This window comes from Flaviflexus huanghaiensis (genome assembly GCF_014118685.1).
GTDB lineage: Bacteria > Actinomycetota > Actinomycetes > Actinomycetales > Actinomycetaceae > Flaviflexus > Flaviflexus huanghaiensis.
Genome location: NZ_JACFAK010000017.1, coordinates 29,649 through 46,834, shown reverse-complemented (window position 1 = coordinate 46,834; position 17,186 = coordinate 29,649). Strand labels below are relative to the sequence as shown.

Below are 17,186 nucleotides of genomic sequence, written 5' to 3'. Positions count from 1 at the left end.
TACGGTGTCAGCTCGTACCGATGCACGAACTCACGTATCTGCTCCGCCGTGAACCCCGGACTGATCGACATACCCGCCAACTCCCTCGCTGATCATGAATGACTCACAACCAGCCTGGCAAAGAGGGAACAACCCGGGCGAACGCCTCAACCGAGAAATCCGTCGCCGCACCGACTCCGTGGGAATCTTCCCCAACCGAGAAGCCATCATCCGCCTGGTCGGTGCGGTCCTTGCTGAGCAGACCGATGAATGGGCCGAAGGCCGACGCTACCTCGGCCTGGACATCCTTGCCAGAAGCCGCTTCCAAGCCATAGATAATTCTGGGATCGAGGTGAGCGACGAACACCCACTCGAACTCAGCGCCTAACCCCGAACCAACAAAACGAAGGAACAACCACTACACCACTCAAAGGGACTTGACCAGCACCGGCAGCATCCGCCGATACACCTGAGCCAGCGTCGAAGACGACCGTCACTTCTGGAACTATGAACTGGGGAGTGAAGGAGAGCTTCCGTAGGTATTTGACGTCTCCATTCGCAGGGGGCGACACAGAACTGTCCGGTGGGGTGATTGCTTCCGGTGACGGTTTCGCGTGGCCTGTGGTCGCGGGCGGTGAGATCGATTCACATGGTCTCACCGACCTGGCGTTCGAAGGCACAGTTCACTTCACAGCACACGAGGGCATCCTTGATGTGTCGCTGTCGAATCCCACGATTTCTTTTGCGGGCCCGACGCCCGTCCTCACCGCTGAAGCGGCCTCTCGGGCGTACAACAGAGGCCAAACCACTCCCGGCGAACTCGTTACCTTCGGACGGGTCGAGCTCGCGACCCTACCAACTGCCACCGTGACGAGCGGTGCAGACGTTATCGACGTGAGCTTCGGAGCCGGTTCGCTCACCGAGGCTGGCGCGAAGGCGTTCGGCGGCTTTTATCAGCCAGGCGATGCGATCGATCCGATATCCATCAGCCTCGCAACAGAGACAGTCGAGATTCCCGCCGGCCCTTCATGTGGGCCGGACGCTGCTCCTGCCGATCTATCTGCTTTACAGGGGCACATGTCATGGGGGCTCAAGTCGAGCTTCATCGGCTATCTCTTGGGTCCGGCAGCCGGTGGGACTCTGAACGGTTGCGACGGAGCATGGGGCACCAGTTCTTTCAACTACAGGCTTGCTGACGGAACTCAGTTCAACCCGGACGCTCCTGACGAGCTACGATTCGTCGGCACGATAAACCTTCGTGCACACAGCGGCGTGCTTGACATTGATTTCACCAACCCAGTCCTCACGTTCACCGACTCGACCACTGCGGTCCTGTCACTGACATCGTCCGGATCGCACCGTGGTGCTGCCGGCGGATGGTCTGAGGAGCCGATCAAGGTTGACGACTTCGCGCGGCTGTCTAACGTCGAGATCGTGACGAAAAGTGACGGGTCCATTTCCGTTACCTCTGAGTCCGTCACGGCAGGAGTCGGCGCGACGTTCGTCCTCGGCGCATACCAGCCGGGTGCTCCACTCGATATGTTCACGACAACGGTAAATCCGGCGGCAGTGGTCACGACGCCTGAGCCGGTCGAGCCGGAACCCAGTGAACCCGCTCCGACAACGCCAACGACGCCTGAGCCGGTCGAGCCGGAACCCAGTGAACCCGCTCCGACAACGCCCACCGCCCCCGTCACGCCAGCCAAGCCGCCGACTCCGCCGGCACAGCCAGCTCCGATTGGTGCCGGTGCGATGGACTGGCGGGTGAAGGATTCCTTCCTCCGCTACGTCAGCGGCCCCATGGGAGGCGGTGGATGGACGACGTCGGACGGCGTTACCGGAACATTCCGGTTCCCACTCGCCCCCGGACAGAATCTCAACCCACAGAACCTTCAGACGATCAAGTTTGGTGGAACCGTTGACTTCACGGCCCACGAGGGAAGCCTGCGAATCCGGCTCGCCAACCCGACCGTTCGCAAGTCGGGGAAGACATGGCAGCTGACGGCGACCGTGGCATCACGAAGCATGCAGTCAACCGAAGCGCCAGGTGTTCTCCCTGCCGCGAAATCTGTTGTCCTCGCCGATCTGTCTGACCCGAAGGTCTCGACGGGCGCAGGTGGTTCGACATCGCTCTCCTTCGACGAGGTCAAGCTGACCAGCGAAGGCGCGGCAGCCTTCGCCGGCTTCTATCCGGTAGAAACCGTCCTCGCCCCTATTACGATGAACCTCGCGACAGCTGGATCCGGCCTACCGCCGACCCCAGACCGCGGCTCAACCGATGGCACGTCGAATACTCCCGGTGTTTCCTCGCCGAAACCGGTTGTACAGAACCCAGCTCCGGTCATCGCCGAGCCGCAGATCGTTGACCGCTCGGGGGAGATTGATCCGACCAAGACGCGCGTGACGAGCGGCACCCTTCAGTGGGGCGTCCGTCAGTCGTTCACGACCTACATCCGATCGGCAATCGCGGGTGGAGGATGGACGACGTCCGGCGGAGCCTCCTGGAACGGTTCGACCTTTGTCTTCCCGGCTCGAGGCGGCCTCTACAACACGGCCGCACGTTCAGGCGAAATCCACTACGGAGGGACGGTGTCCTTCTCGGGCCACGACGATGTCCTGCAACTGACGATGTCGAACCCATCGATCGTCATCAACGGCAACACCGCATCGCTCTACCTCACGGTGCGCTCGTCGTCGATGGACGGGGTGGCGAAGGACCACGGACGTGTCCACTTCGCGAACCTCACGCTGTCGAACGTCCAGTCATCGAACCAGGCTCTGAGCTTTACCACCTCATCCGCGGTCCTCACTGCAGCAGGGGCTGAGGCGTTTGCTGGATTCTACGAGGCTGGCACCGACCTTGCGCCACTGACCGTCTCGGTCAACCTCGCCCCGGCGACGGTGTTCGATCCGCAGACTGGTGAGCTCAAGACATACGACGCATTCGGCAAGCTGGCTTACACGGGGGCGTCGAGCTACGGCCTCGCACTTGCTGGCCTCGTCATGCTTCTGGCCGGTGCGGCTGCCCTGCGGTTCCGCAAGATCACGGCCTGATCATCCAACCCGAGGCGGCCTGTCGAGAACTCCTGGCAGGCCGCCTCTCAGACAGAGAGCTGACATGACAAAGCGTATTACGGCGGTCATTATGGCCGTTCTCCTCCTCGGTGCATGCGGCACCGGCAACGTAGCGGAGGAGCCTTCGGCGGCCGAGACGACCGTCTCCGAAGCGGCAGATGTGGACTCGACGGAGGCTATGGAAGATCCTTCAGTTGAGGGGGATGCGGCACCTCTGCCCGATCCGCGGAGTTTGACCGGGGTGTCCGAGGTGGCTGATCTTCCTGATCCCGAACCGATCGACGGTGCTTTCGAGCAGGTCCTGCCGGTCACGGTGACAGATCACGAAGATAACCGCGTGACGATCACCGATACTGAGAGAATTCTTGCCCTCGACCTGTCCGGTTCTCTGTCACGCACGGTCATCGCTCTTGGTTACGGCGATTCCATCGTCGGCAGGTCGATCTCGTCGACCGAGGAGCAGCTCGCAGACGTTCCAGTCGTCACGGCCGAGGAGCACTCCCTCAACGCCGAGGCCATCCTCAGCCTCCGCCCGACGCTCGTCATCGCAGATCGGACGATCGGGCCACCGGAGGCCCTCGTGCAACTGGAGAGCTCTGGCATTCCCGTCGTCCTCACCGACCCTCAGCACACGATGGAGTCCAACTCCGACCGAATCCAGACGGTCGCCGATATTCTCGGCGTTCCGGAAGCCGGGGCTGCTCTCGTCGAACGAACGGAGTCCGAGATCGCGGCGGCCATCGACGAGATTTCCGCATGGGTTCCCGAGGAGCCACTGTCGGCCGCGTTCCTTTATGTGCGCGGCACGGCCGGAGTGTTTTTCATCTTCGGTTCTGATAACGGCACATCCGCCCTCATCGAGAACGTTGGTGCGCGTGACATCGCCTCTGAGCAGGGGATCATCGGGACCGTCCCGGCCAACGCGGAATCGCTCCTCCTTCTCAACCCCGATGTCATCTTGACGATGACGGGCGGGCTCGAGTCCACCGATGGCATCGACGGGCTCCTCTCACGTCCCGGCGTATCAGACACGACAGCGAGGCAGAAGCAACGGATCATCGCGATTCCGGACGGAATGTCGCTCTCTTTCGGGCCGCAGACCGGCGAGGTGCTCGTCGCTGTCGCCCGGGCTCTCTACGGAGTGGATGAGACCGAGTGACCGTTAAGGCCGCAGATTCCTCGCCCGCGCTGCTACCCGCGGCGCGCCGAGGTATCGAACGGCGGCGCCGTCGGCGGGTCGTCACCTTTGCCACGGTGACCATCGCCCTTCTCGCCCTCATCATCCTGTCGAGCGCCATTGGCCAGTACTCCATCGCTCCGAGCGATGTCGTCCAGGGAATCCTCTCCCGCGTTGGGCTCGCCGAGCCACTCGATGATCCGCTCGACATGGCGACCCTGTGGAACATCCGCCTCCCCCGGATCGCTCTCGGTGTGCTCGTTGGCGCCGCGCTCGCGGTCGCCGGGGCAGTCATGCAGGCCGTGTTCTCCAACCCGCTTGCCGAGCCTGGTATCATCGGCGTTTCCTCCGGTGCGGCCGTCGGTGCGTCGAGCGCCATTGTGTTCTTCCCCTTTGCGCTTGGCGGGTTCGCTGTCCCGGCCGCCGCCTTTGTCACCGGTCTCGCTGCCGCGATTGTCGTCTACATGCTGTCGCTCCACGACGGCAGGACGGAGCCACTCACTCTCGTCCTCACCGGTATCGCCGTCACCGCCGTGTGCACAGCACTGACCTCGATCGCTACCTATATCGCTCCGAGTACGGCGCGGGACCAGATCGTGTTCTGGCAGATGGGGTCGCTGAACGCGGCGACATGGAATCAGGTGGGGATTGTCGGGATCGTCGTCTCAGTTGCTCTGATCTGGGCACTTGTCATCTCGCGTCGCCTCGACATTCTCGCACTGGGGGAAAAGGCGGCGAGCCACGTCGGCATCAGCGTCCAAATGTTACGTGGCTCCGCAATTGTTCTCGCCGCGCTACTGACCGCGGCGGCTGTGTCGTACGCCGGGGTCATCGCTTTCGTCGGTCTCATCGTCCCGCATATGATGCGACTCGCCCTTGGCCCTCTCAACCGCTACCTCATCCCTGCATCGCTCCTCGGAGGAGCCGTTCTCATCACCGGATCCGATCTCGTCGCGAGGACGATCATTAACTTTCAGGACCTGCCGATCGGAATATTCACGGCGCTTGTTGGTGGCCCCATCTTCTTCATCCTTCTCCGTCGCAATCTCCACGGCGGCCGGAGCCGGTCGTGAGTGTCCGGGCCTCCGGGATCAGCTTCTCCTACGGCGTTAAACAGATCCTCAGCGATGTCGGCCTTGAGGTCGACGCCGGCACAGTCATGGGACTGCTCGGGCCGAACGGTGCGGGCAAGTCGACTCTGCTCGGCGTTCTCAGTGGCGATCTCACGCCAGACGCTGGCACCGTCGAGCTGGGCGGACGAACGCTCGCATCGTTTTCGCGCAAAGAGCTGGCCCGTGCCCGTTCCGTCATGCCGCAGAGCAGCGAGTTCCCCTTTGCCTATCTCGTGCGCGACATCGTTGCGATGGGCAGGGCGAGCTGGGACACAGGTGACGTGGAGAACGATCGAGTTATTGACGATGCCATGGCGCGCACAGCAGTCATGGACATGCAGGACCGGGAGATCACGAGCCTATCCGGGGGAGAGTCCGCACGCGTGACCCTTGCGCGGGTGCTCGCCCAGGACGCCGACATCGTCTTCCTCGATGAGCCGACCGCAGCACTTGATGTGTCCCACCAAGAGCGGACGATGTCGACGTGCACGGAGCTCGCGGCAGAAGGCAGGACCGTCGTTGCAGTCATGCACGACATTCAGCTCGCGGCGGCCTATTGTGACGTCATTGCTCTCATGCACAGGGGCAGGATCGTCCGTGTCGGTGCCCCCAGCGAGGTGCTCACCTCCGAGAGCCTGAGCGAGATCTACGAATGGCCGATCAGGGTCCTCACTCTCGATGATGGAGAACTTGCGATCCTTCCCGCTCGCACGGGGATCTCCTCCGCGTCCTAGGAGAACTCCGGGTTGGGTTCGAATACCCAGTCGGTAACCTCCGGCATGTCTTCGAGGTGTTCAACCTTGTACCTCTCGTGCCGCTCGAGCTGCTGCGTACACCAGCGTGTGAGGTCGGCGCCGCCGCGGATCGTGCGCTGCGTGTTATTGATCGCGTCGATGACAAGGTTGTAGCGGTCGATCTTGTTGCGGACGACCATGTCGAATGGCGTTGTCGTCGTCCCCTCCTCTCGAAAGCCGCGCACATGGAATCTGTCGACATCGGGCCGACCGTGGACGAGTTGATGGATGACGCCGGCGTACCCGTGGAAGCAAAACACAACGTCCTTCGTCGTCGTGAATGCTTCGGCAAAGTCCTGGTCACTCATCCCCGTCGGATGGTCCTTTGGTCGGGACAGTGTCTGGAGGCGGACGACATTGACGACACGAACTCTCATATGAGGCAAGCGTTGTCTGATGATCTGAGCCGCGGCGACAGCCTCCATCGTCACAATGTCACCAGCACAGGCGATGACAATGTCCGGATCCTCGCCGGAGTCGAGATCCTCGTTGCCGGCCCAATCCCAGATCCCGAAACCTTTCCGACAGTGGGCATGCGCCTCGTCCGGGGTGAGCCACTGGAACTGCGGCTGCTTGTCTTGGACGATGACGTTGACGCGGTCCGTCGTCCGAAAGATGTGGTCCGACACGTCGAGGAGACAGTTCGCGTCAGGCGGGAGGTAGGTGCGGACAATCGTGCCTCTCATATTGACGATCGTCGAGAGGACGCCGGGTCCCTGGTGAGAGAAGCCGTTGTGATCATTTCGCCAGGCGGTCGAGGACAGGAGGATGTTGAACGACGGCACGGATTCGCGCCAGTCGAGGCTGATCGCCTCTTCCAGCCACTTTGTGTGTTGGACCGTCTGGGAGACGCTCACCATTCCGAACGCTTCGTAGCTCGCGAACATGCCGTGCCGACCCGTCAGCGTGTAGCCCCCGAGCCAGCCGTGGGTGAGGTGCTCGGACAGAACCTCCATGACCCGGCCCTCGGCTGAGAGCTTGATGTCCTCGTTCGTCGTTGCCTCCATGAACGTGCGGTCAGAGGCGTTAAACACCGCGCCGAGCCGGTTCGAGTTTGTCTCATCGGGGCAGAACAGCCGGAAGGTCGTCGGGTTGAGGCGGTAGATCTGCTCGAGGAGCTGGCCGAGGTATGTTGTCGATTCGTCTTTAAAGGTGCCTCGGTCCGCTGGGTCGAAGTCGATGGCGAGGCCTCGCCAATCCGGTAGCGTGAGTGGGGAATACCCACCGCCACCGTTACCAGCGGGGTGAGCTGACATGCGCAGTTGTCCACTCGGATTGATGGCGCGGACCGCCTCCGTTGGAGTCCCGCTCTCGTTGAACAGTTCCTCTGGTCGGTAGGACCTCATCCACGCCTCGAGCTGACGAAGATGATCGGGGTTGTCTTTCACACCCGAGAGCGGCACCTGGTGGGACCGCCACGTGCCCTCGACTTGGACACCGTCGACGGTTTCGGGGCCTGTCCACCCCTTCGGGCTGCGCAGGATGATCATGGGCCAGTGGGGACGCTGACCCTGCACGACGCCCACGCTGCGCGCGGCATGCTGAATCGCCCTAATCTTCGCGTACGCCTTGCCTAGAGCATCGGCGAACCGGATGTGCATGCCGGGAAGGTCATGACCGCTCACCTCAATGACCTCGTAGCCGTGTCCCTCATAGATCCTGCGGACCTCGTCAGGATCCTTTCGCCCCTGGACGGTCGGTGAGGCGATCTTCGCGCCGTTGAGATGAAGGACGGGTAGCACGGCACCGTCTCTGGCAGGGTTGAGGAAAGAGATCGACTTCCACGATCCTTCGAGCGGCGCGGTCTCAGCCTCGCCATCACCGACAACGGTGAGGGCAATGAGGTCAGGGTTGTCGAAGACCGCTCCGAAGCCGTGGACGAGGGCATATCCAAGTTCGCCGCCCTCGTTGATCGAGCCCGGGGTCGTGACCGAGGCGTGCGAGGGAATGCCGCCAGGAGTGGAGAACTGTCGGAAGAGCTTCCGAAGGCCCTCCTCGTCACGAGTGATATCCGGAAAACACTCGGTGTATGTGCCCTCGAGGTAGGTGGCTGCGACGATCGCGGGCCCACCGTGGCCGGGCCCGGTGATGTAGATCATCTCCTGACCGGTTTTTTGAACAAGACGGGACGCGTGCGCATAGATAAACGACAGGCCAGGAGATGTCCCCCAGTGACCGAGAAGTCGCGGCTTGATGTCACCCGGCTCGAGAGGCCTGCGCAGCAACGGGTTCGATGTGAGGTAGATCTGCCCAACGGTAAGGTAATTGTTAGCCCGCCACCAGGCGTCGACGTTGGCGACCTCCTGGTCGGACGGATGCCTAATCGACTCAATAATGTCCTGAGACGTGGTCTCCATGATGCGACCCCTTGAGAAAGACAACCTGTCGTGTGCTTCACGTCACTCGAATTTATCCCCGCTCGCTCCCGGTCTCAATGCGAGAGGTCACGACATCCAGACTTCTTTGACATCCCCGCGACGCGGCCGGTTAGGAACGGAGAGCTCGTCATTGTCTCGCCTCGTGACCGCCTGCCCACTGCTGGCGGCGCCAGTCATACAGTGGTGCGAAACCTTAGTGAAGGAGCATTGATGCCTCAGCTGCGCTCGGCCACATCTACTCAGGGCCGCAACTTCGCCGGTGCGCGCGCTCTGTGGAGAGCGACCGGAATGGGTGACGATGATTTTGGCAAGCCGATCATTGCGGTCGCCAACTCATTCACCCAATTCGTACCAGGCCACGTCCACCTCAAGGACATGGGCCAGCTCGTTATCTCCGCGATCGAGGAGGCTGGCGGGGTCGGCAAAGAGTTCAACACGATTGCCGTCGACGATGGAATTGCCATGGGGCACGACGGCATGCTCTACTCGCTGCCCTCGCGGGAGATCATCGCCGACTCGGTCGAATACATGGTCAACGCCCACACGGCAGATGCTCTCGTCTGCATCTCGAACTGCGACAAAATCACGCCTGGAATGCTCATGGCGGCCATGCGGCTCAACATCCCCGTCATCTTCGTCTCCGGTGGCCCGATGGAGGCCGGTAAGCCAGTCGAGGGCGTCATCGACCATCCCGTCAACCTCGTCGACGCCATGTCGGGGGCGGCGGACGAGTCGATCACCGATGAGCAACTCGCCGACATCGAGTCGGCGGCCTGTCCGACGTGCGGGTCATGCTCGGGAATGTTCACCGCGAACTCAATGAACTGCCTGACCGAGGCTCTCGGGCTCTCCCTTCCCGGCAACGGATCGACGCTCGCGACCCACGCCGCCCGCAGGGACCTCTTCCTTGAGGCGGGCAGGAGGATCGTCGACCTCGCGAAGAGGTACTACAACGAGGACGATGAGTCCGTTCTTCCCCGTAGCATCGCGACGAAAGACGCGTTCTACAACGCGATGTCCCTCGACGTGGCGATGGGCGGGTCGACGAACACCATTCTTCATATCCTCGCGACGGCAATCGAAGGGGAGATTGATTTTACCCTCGATGACATCGATGCGGTGTCGCGCGAGGTCCCCTGCATTTCGAAAGTCGCCCCCAACCACCCGAACTACCACATGGAGGACGTCCATCGAGCCGGCGGAATCCCCGCTATCCTCGGCGAGCTGTATCGGGCCGACCTGCTTCGCACGGACGTCCACACTGTCCACTCCGATTCCATAGAGGAGTGGCTCGGCCAGTGGGACATCCGCGCCGAGAACCCGGCCCCGAAAGCCCTCCAGCTGTTTAAGGCTGCGCCGGGCGGAGTCCGGACGACCCAAGCTTTCTCCCAGGCCAACGAGTGGCAGACGCTCGACACGGACGCAGCTGGCGGCTGCATCAGGTCCGTTGAAAACGCCTACACGGTCGATGGTGGTCTTGCCGTCCTCACCGGCAATATTGCCGAAGAAGGCGCCGTCATCAAGACCGCCGGCATCGACGAGGAGCTGTTCCACTTTGAGGGCCGGGCACGGGTCGTCGACTCTCAGGAGGACGCGATCGAGCTCATCCTGTCGAAGTCAGTCGTGCCAGGCGACATTGTTGTCATCCGGTACGAGGGTCCCAAGGGCGGGCCGGGCATGCAGGAGATGCTGTACCCGACGTCCTTCCTCAAGGGTCTTGGGCTCGGCAAGACGTGTGCCCTCATCACCGATGGTCGGTTCTCCGGCGGAACCTCCGGCATCTCCATTGGCCACATTTCGCCAGAAGCCGCAGCAGGAGGAGCCATCGGCCTTATTGAAGAGGGCGACACGATTGTCCTCGACGTCGCCAGTCGCCGCCTCGACCTGCTCGTCGATGATGAGACTCTTGCAGCGCGCCGCGCGGCCAAGGGCGCGGCGCCGTGGACGCCGGCGAAGGAGCGTCCGAGGAAGGTCTCGAAGGCACTCAAGGCATACGCGATGCTCGCCCGCTCTGCGACATACGGTGGGGTGCGCAGCCTCGACGACTAGGACATAGGACGTTCGCAGCGACGTCTGCCAGGTGATAGTGCGAGCGCAAGAGGGTGAGATATTCACCTCCCAGCGTGTTCCTACGGGACCCCAGCCCCATCAATTCGGACATTGGAGGGGCGATACTGGTGACAGCATCGTTCACCACCAAGGGGTATTTTATGAGCGCTATCTTCTCACTACTGGCTGAGCAGCCGGTCCTACTGGCATTCCTGCTCGTCGGCGCAGGAATGGCGCTGGGGCACATCAAGGTCAAGGGCGTGGGGCTTGGGGCCGCGGCCGTTCTCTTCCTCGCCATCGGGATCACGGCATGGGCGACGGCGGAAGGCTTCGATATAGCGATCCCACACATCGTTGGAACGCTCGGTCTCGTCATCTTCGCCTTCGCCATCGGTAACAACGCCGGCGGCACGTTCTTCAAGTCCCTCAGGCAGGCGACCGGACCAATCATCACAATGGTCCTCCTCTTTGTCGTCGCCGCGGTTGCCGCATATCTCGTCGGCACCTACGTGTTCGACATGGATATCGCCCTCATCGCCGGAACCTTCGCTGGAGCGGTGACGAACACTCCGGCGCTCGCGGCTGCAGGCGAATCCTCGGGTGATCCCGGAACAGCGACGGTCGGCTATGCCGTCGCCTACCTCTTTGGTGTCATCGGCATGATCATCGCCGCGAATGCGGCTCTTCGAAAGGCCCATCTCGACACGGACGTCCCGTCGCCCGTCACCCACCAAAACGTGCGCGTCGATCGTGACGATACCCCGACCGTTGGAGAGATCATGGCGCGTCTCGGGGCAGCGATCGACTTCTCCCGCATCCGCCGTGGCGAAGAGGGCCCGATCTGGATTCCATCCTCGACCGAGCAACTCCAGCGCGGCGACCTCGTCACCATCGTTGGTGAAGATGCGGCAGTCGAACAGGCGGTCGCCGAGCTCGGCCACCGCTCCGTCCACTCGCTCCGCTCCGATCGTAGGCTTCTCGACTTCCGCCGCATCACCGTCTCCGAACCCAAGGTCGTCGGTAAAACGATCGCCGAACTCGACGAAATTCTCGCCGAGCGCTGGGGCGCGAAAATCTCCCGTGTCCGCAGGGGTGATCAGGACATGCTCGCCGTTCCGCTCTTGATGGTGGAAATGGGGGACAGGGTCCGTGTCGTCGGACCGACAATGAAACTCAAGGAGATCTCCCGCTGGCTCGGTGACTCGTCGAAGGGCCTGACCGACATCAACCCGGTCGCGCTCGGTCTCGGTCTCGGTCTCGGTATGCTTCTCGGTGCCATCGAGGTCCCCGTGCCCGGTGGCGGTACCTTCTCTCTCGGCGCGGCTGCCGGTGTTCTTATCGTTGGTCTCGTCATGGGCAGGCTCGGAACAATCGGTGGTGTCGTCACGGCCCTGCCGAAGTCAGCCAACACCGTCATGTCCGAGCTCGGGCTCCTTCTCTTCCTCGCCCAAGCCGGTACGAATGCGGGTGGGCAGATCGGTCAAGCCTTCAGCGGCGACGAATGGTGGAAGATCCTCCTGCTCGGTATCCTCGTCACCTCAATCATGGCCGCAGGGCTCTACGTCACGATGAGGAGCATCTTCAAGATGGGAGGGACGCGCCTGTCCGGCCTTCTCGGCGGCGCGCAGACCCAGCCAGCGGTGCTCGCGTTTGCCAACGGCCGCACCGGTGCCGATCCGCGAGTCGCCCTCGGCTACGCTCTCGTCTACCCGGTTGCCATGATTACAAAGATTCTTGTTGCTCACTTCCTCGGCGGAATGTAGGCGACATGCGATTGTCGAGGGGAGCCGAAAGGCTCCCCTCTCGCCGTTTTGAGCGCATTTTCTACCGGGAACAACCACTATTTGCTTCTCAACTTGTAGGACGGCGCGCCAATATATGAGATTCGGGACTTTTGGCTTGCTCTCCAGATGACGGTGCGGCTACTGTTGGGGCATGGCAATAATTCTCGTAGTACCACGGCGCGCCGCCACGGTCCGCTGAGGCTGTGTTGCGCGCCCCCTGTCAGAAGCAGGGGGCTTTTTATTGCCACACCGAAACAAGGAGGAACCATGGGGAAACCTTCATCCCCGGCTGCACTGGCTGAGACTGGTGCCATCAGGGCACAGGGTGCCATCCGAGAGAAGTCGACCGGAGCCCGGTCGATCATTCGGTCGCTGGAAGAGCTGGGCGTAGAGACGGTATTCGGCCTCCCCGGCGGCGCCATCTTGCCAACCTACGACCCGCTCATGGACTCGAACTCGCTCCGCCACATCCTTGTGCGCCACGAGCAGGGCGCCGGCCATGCGGCGGAAGGTTACGCGCACGCGACAGGAAAGGTCGGTGTCTGCATCGCGACATCCGGGCCTGGTGCGACGAACCTGACGACCGCTATTCTTGACGCCTACATGGACTCTGTCCCGCTGCTATGCATCACCGGACAGGTTGGCGCTAGCCTCATCGGCACGGACGCCTTCCAGGAAGCAGACATTGTCGGCATAACGATGCCGATCACGAAGCACTCGTTCCTCGTCACAGATGCGAAAGATATCCCCGCTCGCATTGCTGAAGCCTATGAGCTCGCGCAGACCGGACGTCCCGGACCCGTCATCGTCGACGTGGCCAAGTCCGCTCAGAACGCTGAATGCGAGTTCGTGTGGCCGCCGGTGCGGGACCTGCCCGGCTACCGGCCCGTGACGAAACCGAACGCTCGCCAGGTGCGCGAGGCTGCACGTCTCATCGCCACCGCGAAACGACCTGTTTTCTACGTTGGTGGTGGGGTTATCCGCTCGGGCGCGGCCCAGGAGCTACGTGAGCTGGTGAAGATGACGGGCATCCCCGCCGTCACCACGCTCAACGGGATCGGCGCGCTGGAGTCTGATGATCCGCACAACCTCGGCATGCCCGGCATGCACGGCACGGTCGCGGCAGTCGATTCCATGCAGCGCTCCGACCTGCTCATCACCCTTGGTGCCCGCTTCGATGATCGTGTCACGGGCAAGCTCGACACGTTTGCGCCCGATGCGAAGATCATCCACGCCGATATCGACCCGGCCGAGATCGGCAAGAACAGGCACGCGGATGTGCCGATCGTCGGTGACGTCAAGGAGACGATTCTCGACCTTATCGACGAGATGCCGGCAGCGTACCGCCAGTACGACAAGAGGGACATCTCCGAGTGGTGGGTCCGGCTCAATCGAATGCGGGAGACATACCCGCTTGGCTGGACACCGACGGAAGACGGCTATATGGCGCCTCAGTACGTCATCGAGCAGCTGAGCGAGGTCGTCGGCCCCGACGCCATCTATGTCTCCGGCGTTGGTCAGCACCAGATGTGGTCCTCCCAGTTCCTCAAGTTCCGCGACCCGCGGACGTGGATCAACTCCGGGGGAGCGGGCACGATGGGAGTGTCGGTGCCTGCGGCGATGGGCGCAAAGGTTGCCATGCCCGACAAGGTTGTGTGGGCCATCGACGGTGACGGATGCTTCCAGATGACCAACCAGGAACTCGCCACCTGCGTTATCAACAACATCCCGATCAAGGTCGCGATCATCAACAACTCCTCGCTCGGCATGGTCCGGCAGTGGCAGACACTGTTCTACAGCGGCCGCTACTCGAATACGGATCTCGACACGGGCCATGGCACTCGCCGCGTTCCGGACTTCGTCAAGCTCGCAGAGGCCTACGGCTGTGCCGCATTGCGTTGCGAGCGCCCGGAGGACGTTGCGGACACAATCCGCCAGGCGATGGCGATCAACGACCGCCCGGTCGTTGTCGACTTCCAGGTCTCGGCCGATGCCATGGTGTGGCCGATGGTGGCCGCCGGTGTCTCCAATGACGAAATCCAATACGCGCGGGATCTCGCTCCCGAGTGGGACGACGAAGAATAGAAGGAAACATGAACACTCGACATACGCTTTCGGTTCTCGTCGAGAACAAACCCGGTGTGCTGACCCGCGTCACCGCGCTGTTTGCGCGGCGGGCTTTCAACATCCACTCGGTCGCAGTGGGGCCGACCGAGGATCCTGAGATCTCCCGGATCACACTCGTCGTCGACGCTGCGGATGCTCCTTTGGAGCAGGTGACGAAGCAACTGAACAAGCTCATCAACGTCATCAAGATCGTCACCCTTGAACCCGCCACCTCGGTCCAGCGCGAGCTTCTTCTCATCAAGGTGGCCGCGGACGATTCGACCAGGGCGTCGGTCCTTCAGCTCGTCGAACTGTTCCGGGCCCACGTCGTCGACGTCTTCCCGGACGCGCTGACGATCGAAGCGACCGGTTCTGCGGGCAAGGTCGATGCACTGCTGACGTCGCTCGCACCCTACGGGATCAAAGAGATTGTCCAATCGGGCGCTGTCGCGATATCCCGCGGCCCGCGCTCCCTATCCGAACGAGTGAGCGCAGAGCGCGCTCTCCGCCGCGCCTGACAAGGAGAACAACTGTGGCAGAAATCTACTATGACGACGACGCCGACCTTTCGATCATCCAGTCCAAGAAGGTCGCTGTTATCGGCTACGGCTCCCAGGGTCACGCGCACGCGCTCAACCTGCGGGATTCTGGTGTCGAGGTCGTCGTCGGCCTTCGTGAGGGATCATCATCTGTAGCGAAGGCGCAGGAGCAGGGCCTGGCGACCGCCCCCGTCGAGGAGGCCGTCAAGGACGCAGATGTCATCATGATCCTTGCCCCCGACCAGCACCAGCGGAAGATCTACTCCGAGCAGATTGAGCCGAACATGAAGAAGGGCGCTGCGCTCTTCTTCGCCCACGGATTCAACATCCGGTTCGGATACATCAAGCCATCACCGGATCACGACGTGTGTATGGTCGCGCCGAAGGGCCCGGGCCATACGGTCCGCCGGCAGTACGTCGAAGGCCGCGGTGTTCCCGACATCATCGCCATCGAGCAGGATGCGTCCGGCCAGGCGTGGGAGCTTGCCCTGTCCTACGCGAAGGCGATTGGTGGAACCCGCGCAGGTGTCATTAAGACCACGTTCACGGAGGAGACGGAAACAGATCTCTTCGGCGAGCAGGCTGTCCTGTGCGGTGGCGTGTCCCAGCTCATTCAGTACGGATTCGAGACGCTTGTCGAGGCTGGCTACCAGCCTGAGATTGCCTACTTCGAGGTTCTGCACGAGCTCAAGCTCATTGTCGACCTCATCAACGAGGGTGGTCTGACGAAGCAGCGCTGGTCGATCTCGGACACGGCCGAGTACGGCGACTATGTCTCGGGGCCTCGGGTCATTTCCCCGGTCGTCAAGGACAATATGAAGGAGGTGCTCGACGACATCCAGTCGGGTGCCTTCGCTGAGCGCTTTATCTCTGATCAGGATAAGGGCGGGCCCGAGTTCCAGGAGCTGCGCAAGCGCGGCGAGGGCCACGAAGTCGAGAAGGTCGGCGTCGAGCTTCGCAAGATGTTCTCGTGGAAGTCTGTCGACACGGACTACTCTGACGGACACGCAGCCCGGTGAGTGGACGGTGGGTGCCCCGGCCAACGCCGGGGCACCCACTCATGCCACGCCGCTCCGCTTCCGAATTGCGGACCTGCGATTTCAACATGTGGACAGAACGCTAGGATTGAGGACATGAATCGAACCATCAGGCTTGCCGTGATCCCCGGTGACGGTATCGGACCAGAAGTCGTCGCCGAGGGGCTCAAGGTCCTCCGCGCAGCGCTCCGTGATTCGGACGTCACGCTCGAAGAAACATACTTCGACCTGGGTGCCGCGCGCTGGCACCGCACGGGAGAGGTCCTTCCGGACGCTGAGCTGGAACAGATCAAGGAGCACGACGCGATCCTTCTCGGCGCAGTCGGTGATCCCTCGCTACCATCCGGCATTCTTGAGCGGGGCCTGCTCCTCAAGCTGAGGTTCGACCTCGACCACTACGTCAACCTGCGGCCGTCGAAGCACTACCGTGGGGTCCCAACGCCGCTCGCGAACCCTGGCGACATTGACTTCGTCGTTGTCCGCGAAGGCACCGAGGGACTTTACGCGGGCAACGGGGGCGCGGTCCGTGTCGACACCCCGCACGAGATTGCGACGGAAGTGTCGGTCAACACGGCCTACGGCGTGGAACGTGTCGCCCGATACGCGTTCGAGCTAGCGACGGAGCGCGATAACCGGCTCACTCTCGTTCATAAACACAACGTGCTCGTCAATGCCGGGCATCTCTGGCGCCGCACCGTCGAGCGGGTCGGTGCTGAATACCCGGGTGTGACAACCGACTATCTCCATGTCGATGCGGCGACAATCTTCCTTGTCACGGACCCGTCCCGTTTCGATGTTATTGTCACCGACAACCTCTTCGGCGACATCCTCACCGATGAGGCAGGCGCCATCACCGGCGGCATCGGGCTCGCCGCCTCGGGCAACATCAATCCGACGGGTGACTTCCCGTCGATGTTCGAACCCGTCCACGGCTCAGCTCCCGATATCGCGGGGCAGCAGAAGGCGGATCCCATCGCGACGATCTCCTCTGTCGCCCTCATGCTTGACCATCTCGGTCTTGCCGACGAAGCGAAGCGGATTATGGCCGCCGTCGATGACGATATGGAGGCGCGTGCCGATGCGGCTGAAGCTGGAACGCCGCTCGTCCGGTCGACTGCCGAGGTCGGCGACGCTGTCGCTGCGCGGATCTGAAGGA

At 62.3% G+C, this 17,186-nt stretch carries 11 protein-coding genes and 1 pseudogene; 11 read left to right on the top strand and 1 reads right to left on the bottom strand.

From position 1 onward, the window contains the following. Nucleotides 1-127: 127 nt before the first annotated feature. The 5 genes and pseudogenes from H7E91_RS10765 to H7E91_RS10745 all read left to right on the top strand — a co-directional run. Nucleotides 128-367 (top strand): annotated as a pseudogene (locus H7E91_RS10765) (transposase); the annotation flags it as partial. A 119-nt stretch (nt 368-486) separates the two neighbouring features. Continuing rightward, the gene (locus H7E91_RS10760; RefSeq protein ID WP_182355099.1) at nt 487-3,033 is read left to right on the top strand and encodes an HtaA domain-containing protein; all 2,547 of its coding nucleotides are present in this window, start codon (nt 487-489) and stop codon (nt 3,031-3,033) included. A gap of 64 nt (nt 3,034-3,097) precedes the next feature. Continuing rightward, on the top strand, nt 3,098-4,213 hold the full coding sequence (locus H7E91_RS10755) for a heme/hemin ABC transporter substrate-binding protein (RefSeq protein ID WP_182355098.1): 1,116 nt from the start codon (nt 3,098-3,100) through the stop codon (nt 4,211-4,213). Then, nucleotides 4,210-5,304, top strand: a complete 1,095-nt coding sequence (locus H7E91_RS10750) for a FecCD family ABC transporter permease (protein WP_338401794.1) — start codon at nt 4,210-4,212, stop codon at nt 5,302-5,304. Before H7E91_RS10755 ends, H7E91_RS10750 begins: the two co-directional genes overlap by 4 nt. After that, nucleotides 5,301-6,077, top strand: a complete 777-nt coding sequence (locus H7E91_RS10745) for a heme ABC transporter ATP-binding protein (protein ID WP_182355097.1) — start codon at nt 5,301-5,303, stop codon at nt 6,075-6,077. Before H7E91_RS10750 ends, H7E91_RS10745 begins: the two co-directional genes overlap by 4 nt. Here H7E91_RS10745 and H7E91_RS10740 read toward each other — a convergent pair. Then, complete coding sequence (locus tag H7E91_RS10740) at nt 6,074-8,494, bottom strand: phosphoketolase family protein (protein WP_182355096.1); 2,421 nt, start codon at nt 8,492-8,494, stop codon at nt 6,074-6,076. The genes H7E91_RS10745 and H7E91_RS10740 overlap by 4 nt on opposite strands. 231 nt (nt 8,495-8,725) lie before the next feature. Between H7E91_RS10740 and ilvD the strand changes: the two genes are divergently transcribed. From ilvD to H7E91_RS10710, 6 genes are all read left to right on the top strand, one after another. Beyond that, entirely contained in the window at nt 8,726-10,564 is a 1,839-nt protein-coding gene (gene ilvD / locus H7E91_RS10735; RefSeq protein ID WP_182355095.1) for a dihydroxy-acid dehydratase, read from the top strand. A gap of 161 nt (nt 10,565-10,725) precedes the next feature. Continuing rightward, nucleotides 10,726-12,327, top strand: coding sequence for an aspartate:alanine exchanger family transporter (locus H7E91_RS10730; protein ID WP_182355094.1), 1,602 nt, complete (start codon nt 10,726-10,728; stop codon nt 12,325-12,327). A 288-nt stretch (nt 12,328-12,615) separates the two neighbouring features. Beyond that, complete coding sequence (locus H7E91_RS10725; RefSeq protein WP_182355093.1) at nt 12,616-14,433, top strand: acetolactate synthase large subunit; 1,818 nt, start codon at nt 12,616-12,618, stop codon at nt 14,431-14,433. Nucleotides 14,434-14,441: 8 nt separating this feature from the next. Further along, the gene (ilvN, locus tag H7E91_RS10720; protein WP_182355092.1) at nt 14,442-14,972 is read left to right on the top strand and encodes an acetolactate synthase small subunit; all 531 of its coding nucleotides are present in this window, start codon (nt 14,442-14,444) and stop codon (nt 14,970-14,972) included. 14 nt (nt 14,973-14,986) lie between these two features. Continuing rightward, a complete protein-coding gene (ilvC, locus tag H7E91_RS10715; RefSeq protein WP_182355091.1) occupies nt 14,987-16,012 on the top strand; it encodes a ketol-acid reductoisomerase in 1,026 nt (341 codons plus the stop codon). Between the two features lie 114 nt (nt 16,013-16,126). Next, nucleotides 16,127-17,182 (top strand): 3-isopropylmalate dehydrogenase, encoded by a 1,056-nt coding sequence (locus H7E91_RS10710; protein WP_182355090.1) that lies wholly within the window; start codon nt 16,127-16,129, stop codon nt 17,180-17,182. Nucleotides 17,183-17,186: the final 4 nt, after the last annotated feature.

What these genes read in the sequence shown, in the direction of transcription:
- H7E91_RS10760 (WP_182355099.1), top strand. Translation starts at nt 487, where the DNA reads ATGAACTGGGGAGTGAAGGAGAGCTTCCGTAGGTATTTGACGTCTCCA.
- H7E91_RS10755 (WP_182355098.1), top strand. Translation starts at nt 3,098, where the DNA reads ATGACAAAGCGTATTACGGCGGTCATTATGGCCGTTCTCCTCCTCGGT.
- H7E91_RS10740 (WP_182355096.1), bottom strand. Translation starts at nt 8,494, where the DNA reads ATGGAGACCACGTCTCAGGACATTATTGAGTCGATTAGGCATCCGTCC.
- ilvD (WP_182355095.1), top strand. Translation starts at nt 8,726, where the DNA reads ATGCCTCAGCTGCGCTCGGCCACATCTACTCAGGGCCGCAACTTCGCC.
- H7E91_RS10730 (WP_182355094.1), top strand. Translation starts at nt 10,726, where the DNA reads ATGAGCGCTATCTTCTCACTACTGGCTGAGCAGCCGGTCCTACTGGCA.
- H7E91_RS10725 (WP_182355093.1), top strand. Translation starts at nt 12,616, where the DNA reads ATGGGGAAACCTTCATCCCCGGCTGCACTGGCTGAGACTGGTGCCATC.
- ilvN (WP_182355092.1), top strand. Translation starts at nt 14,442, where the DNA reads ATGAACACTCGACATACGCTTTCGGTTCTCGTCGAGAACAAACCCGGT.
- H7E91_RS10710 (WP_182355090.1), top strand. Translation starts at nt 16,127, where the DNA reads ATGAATCGAACCATCAGGCTTGCCGTGATCCCCGGTGACGGTATCGGA.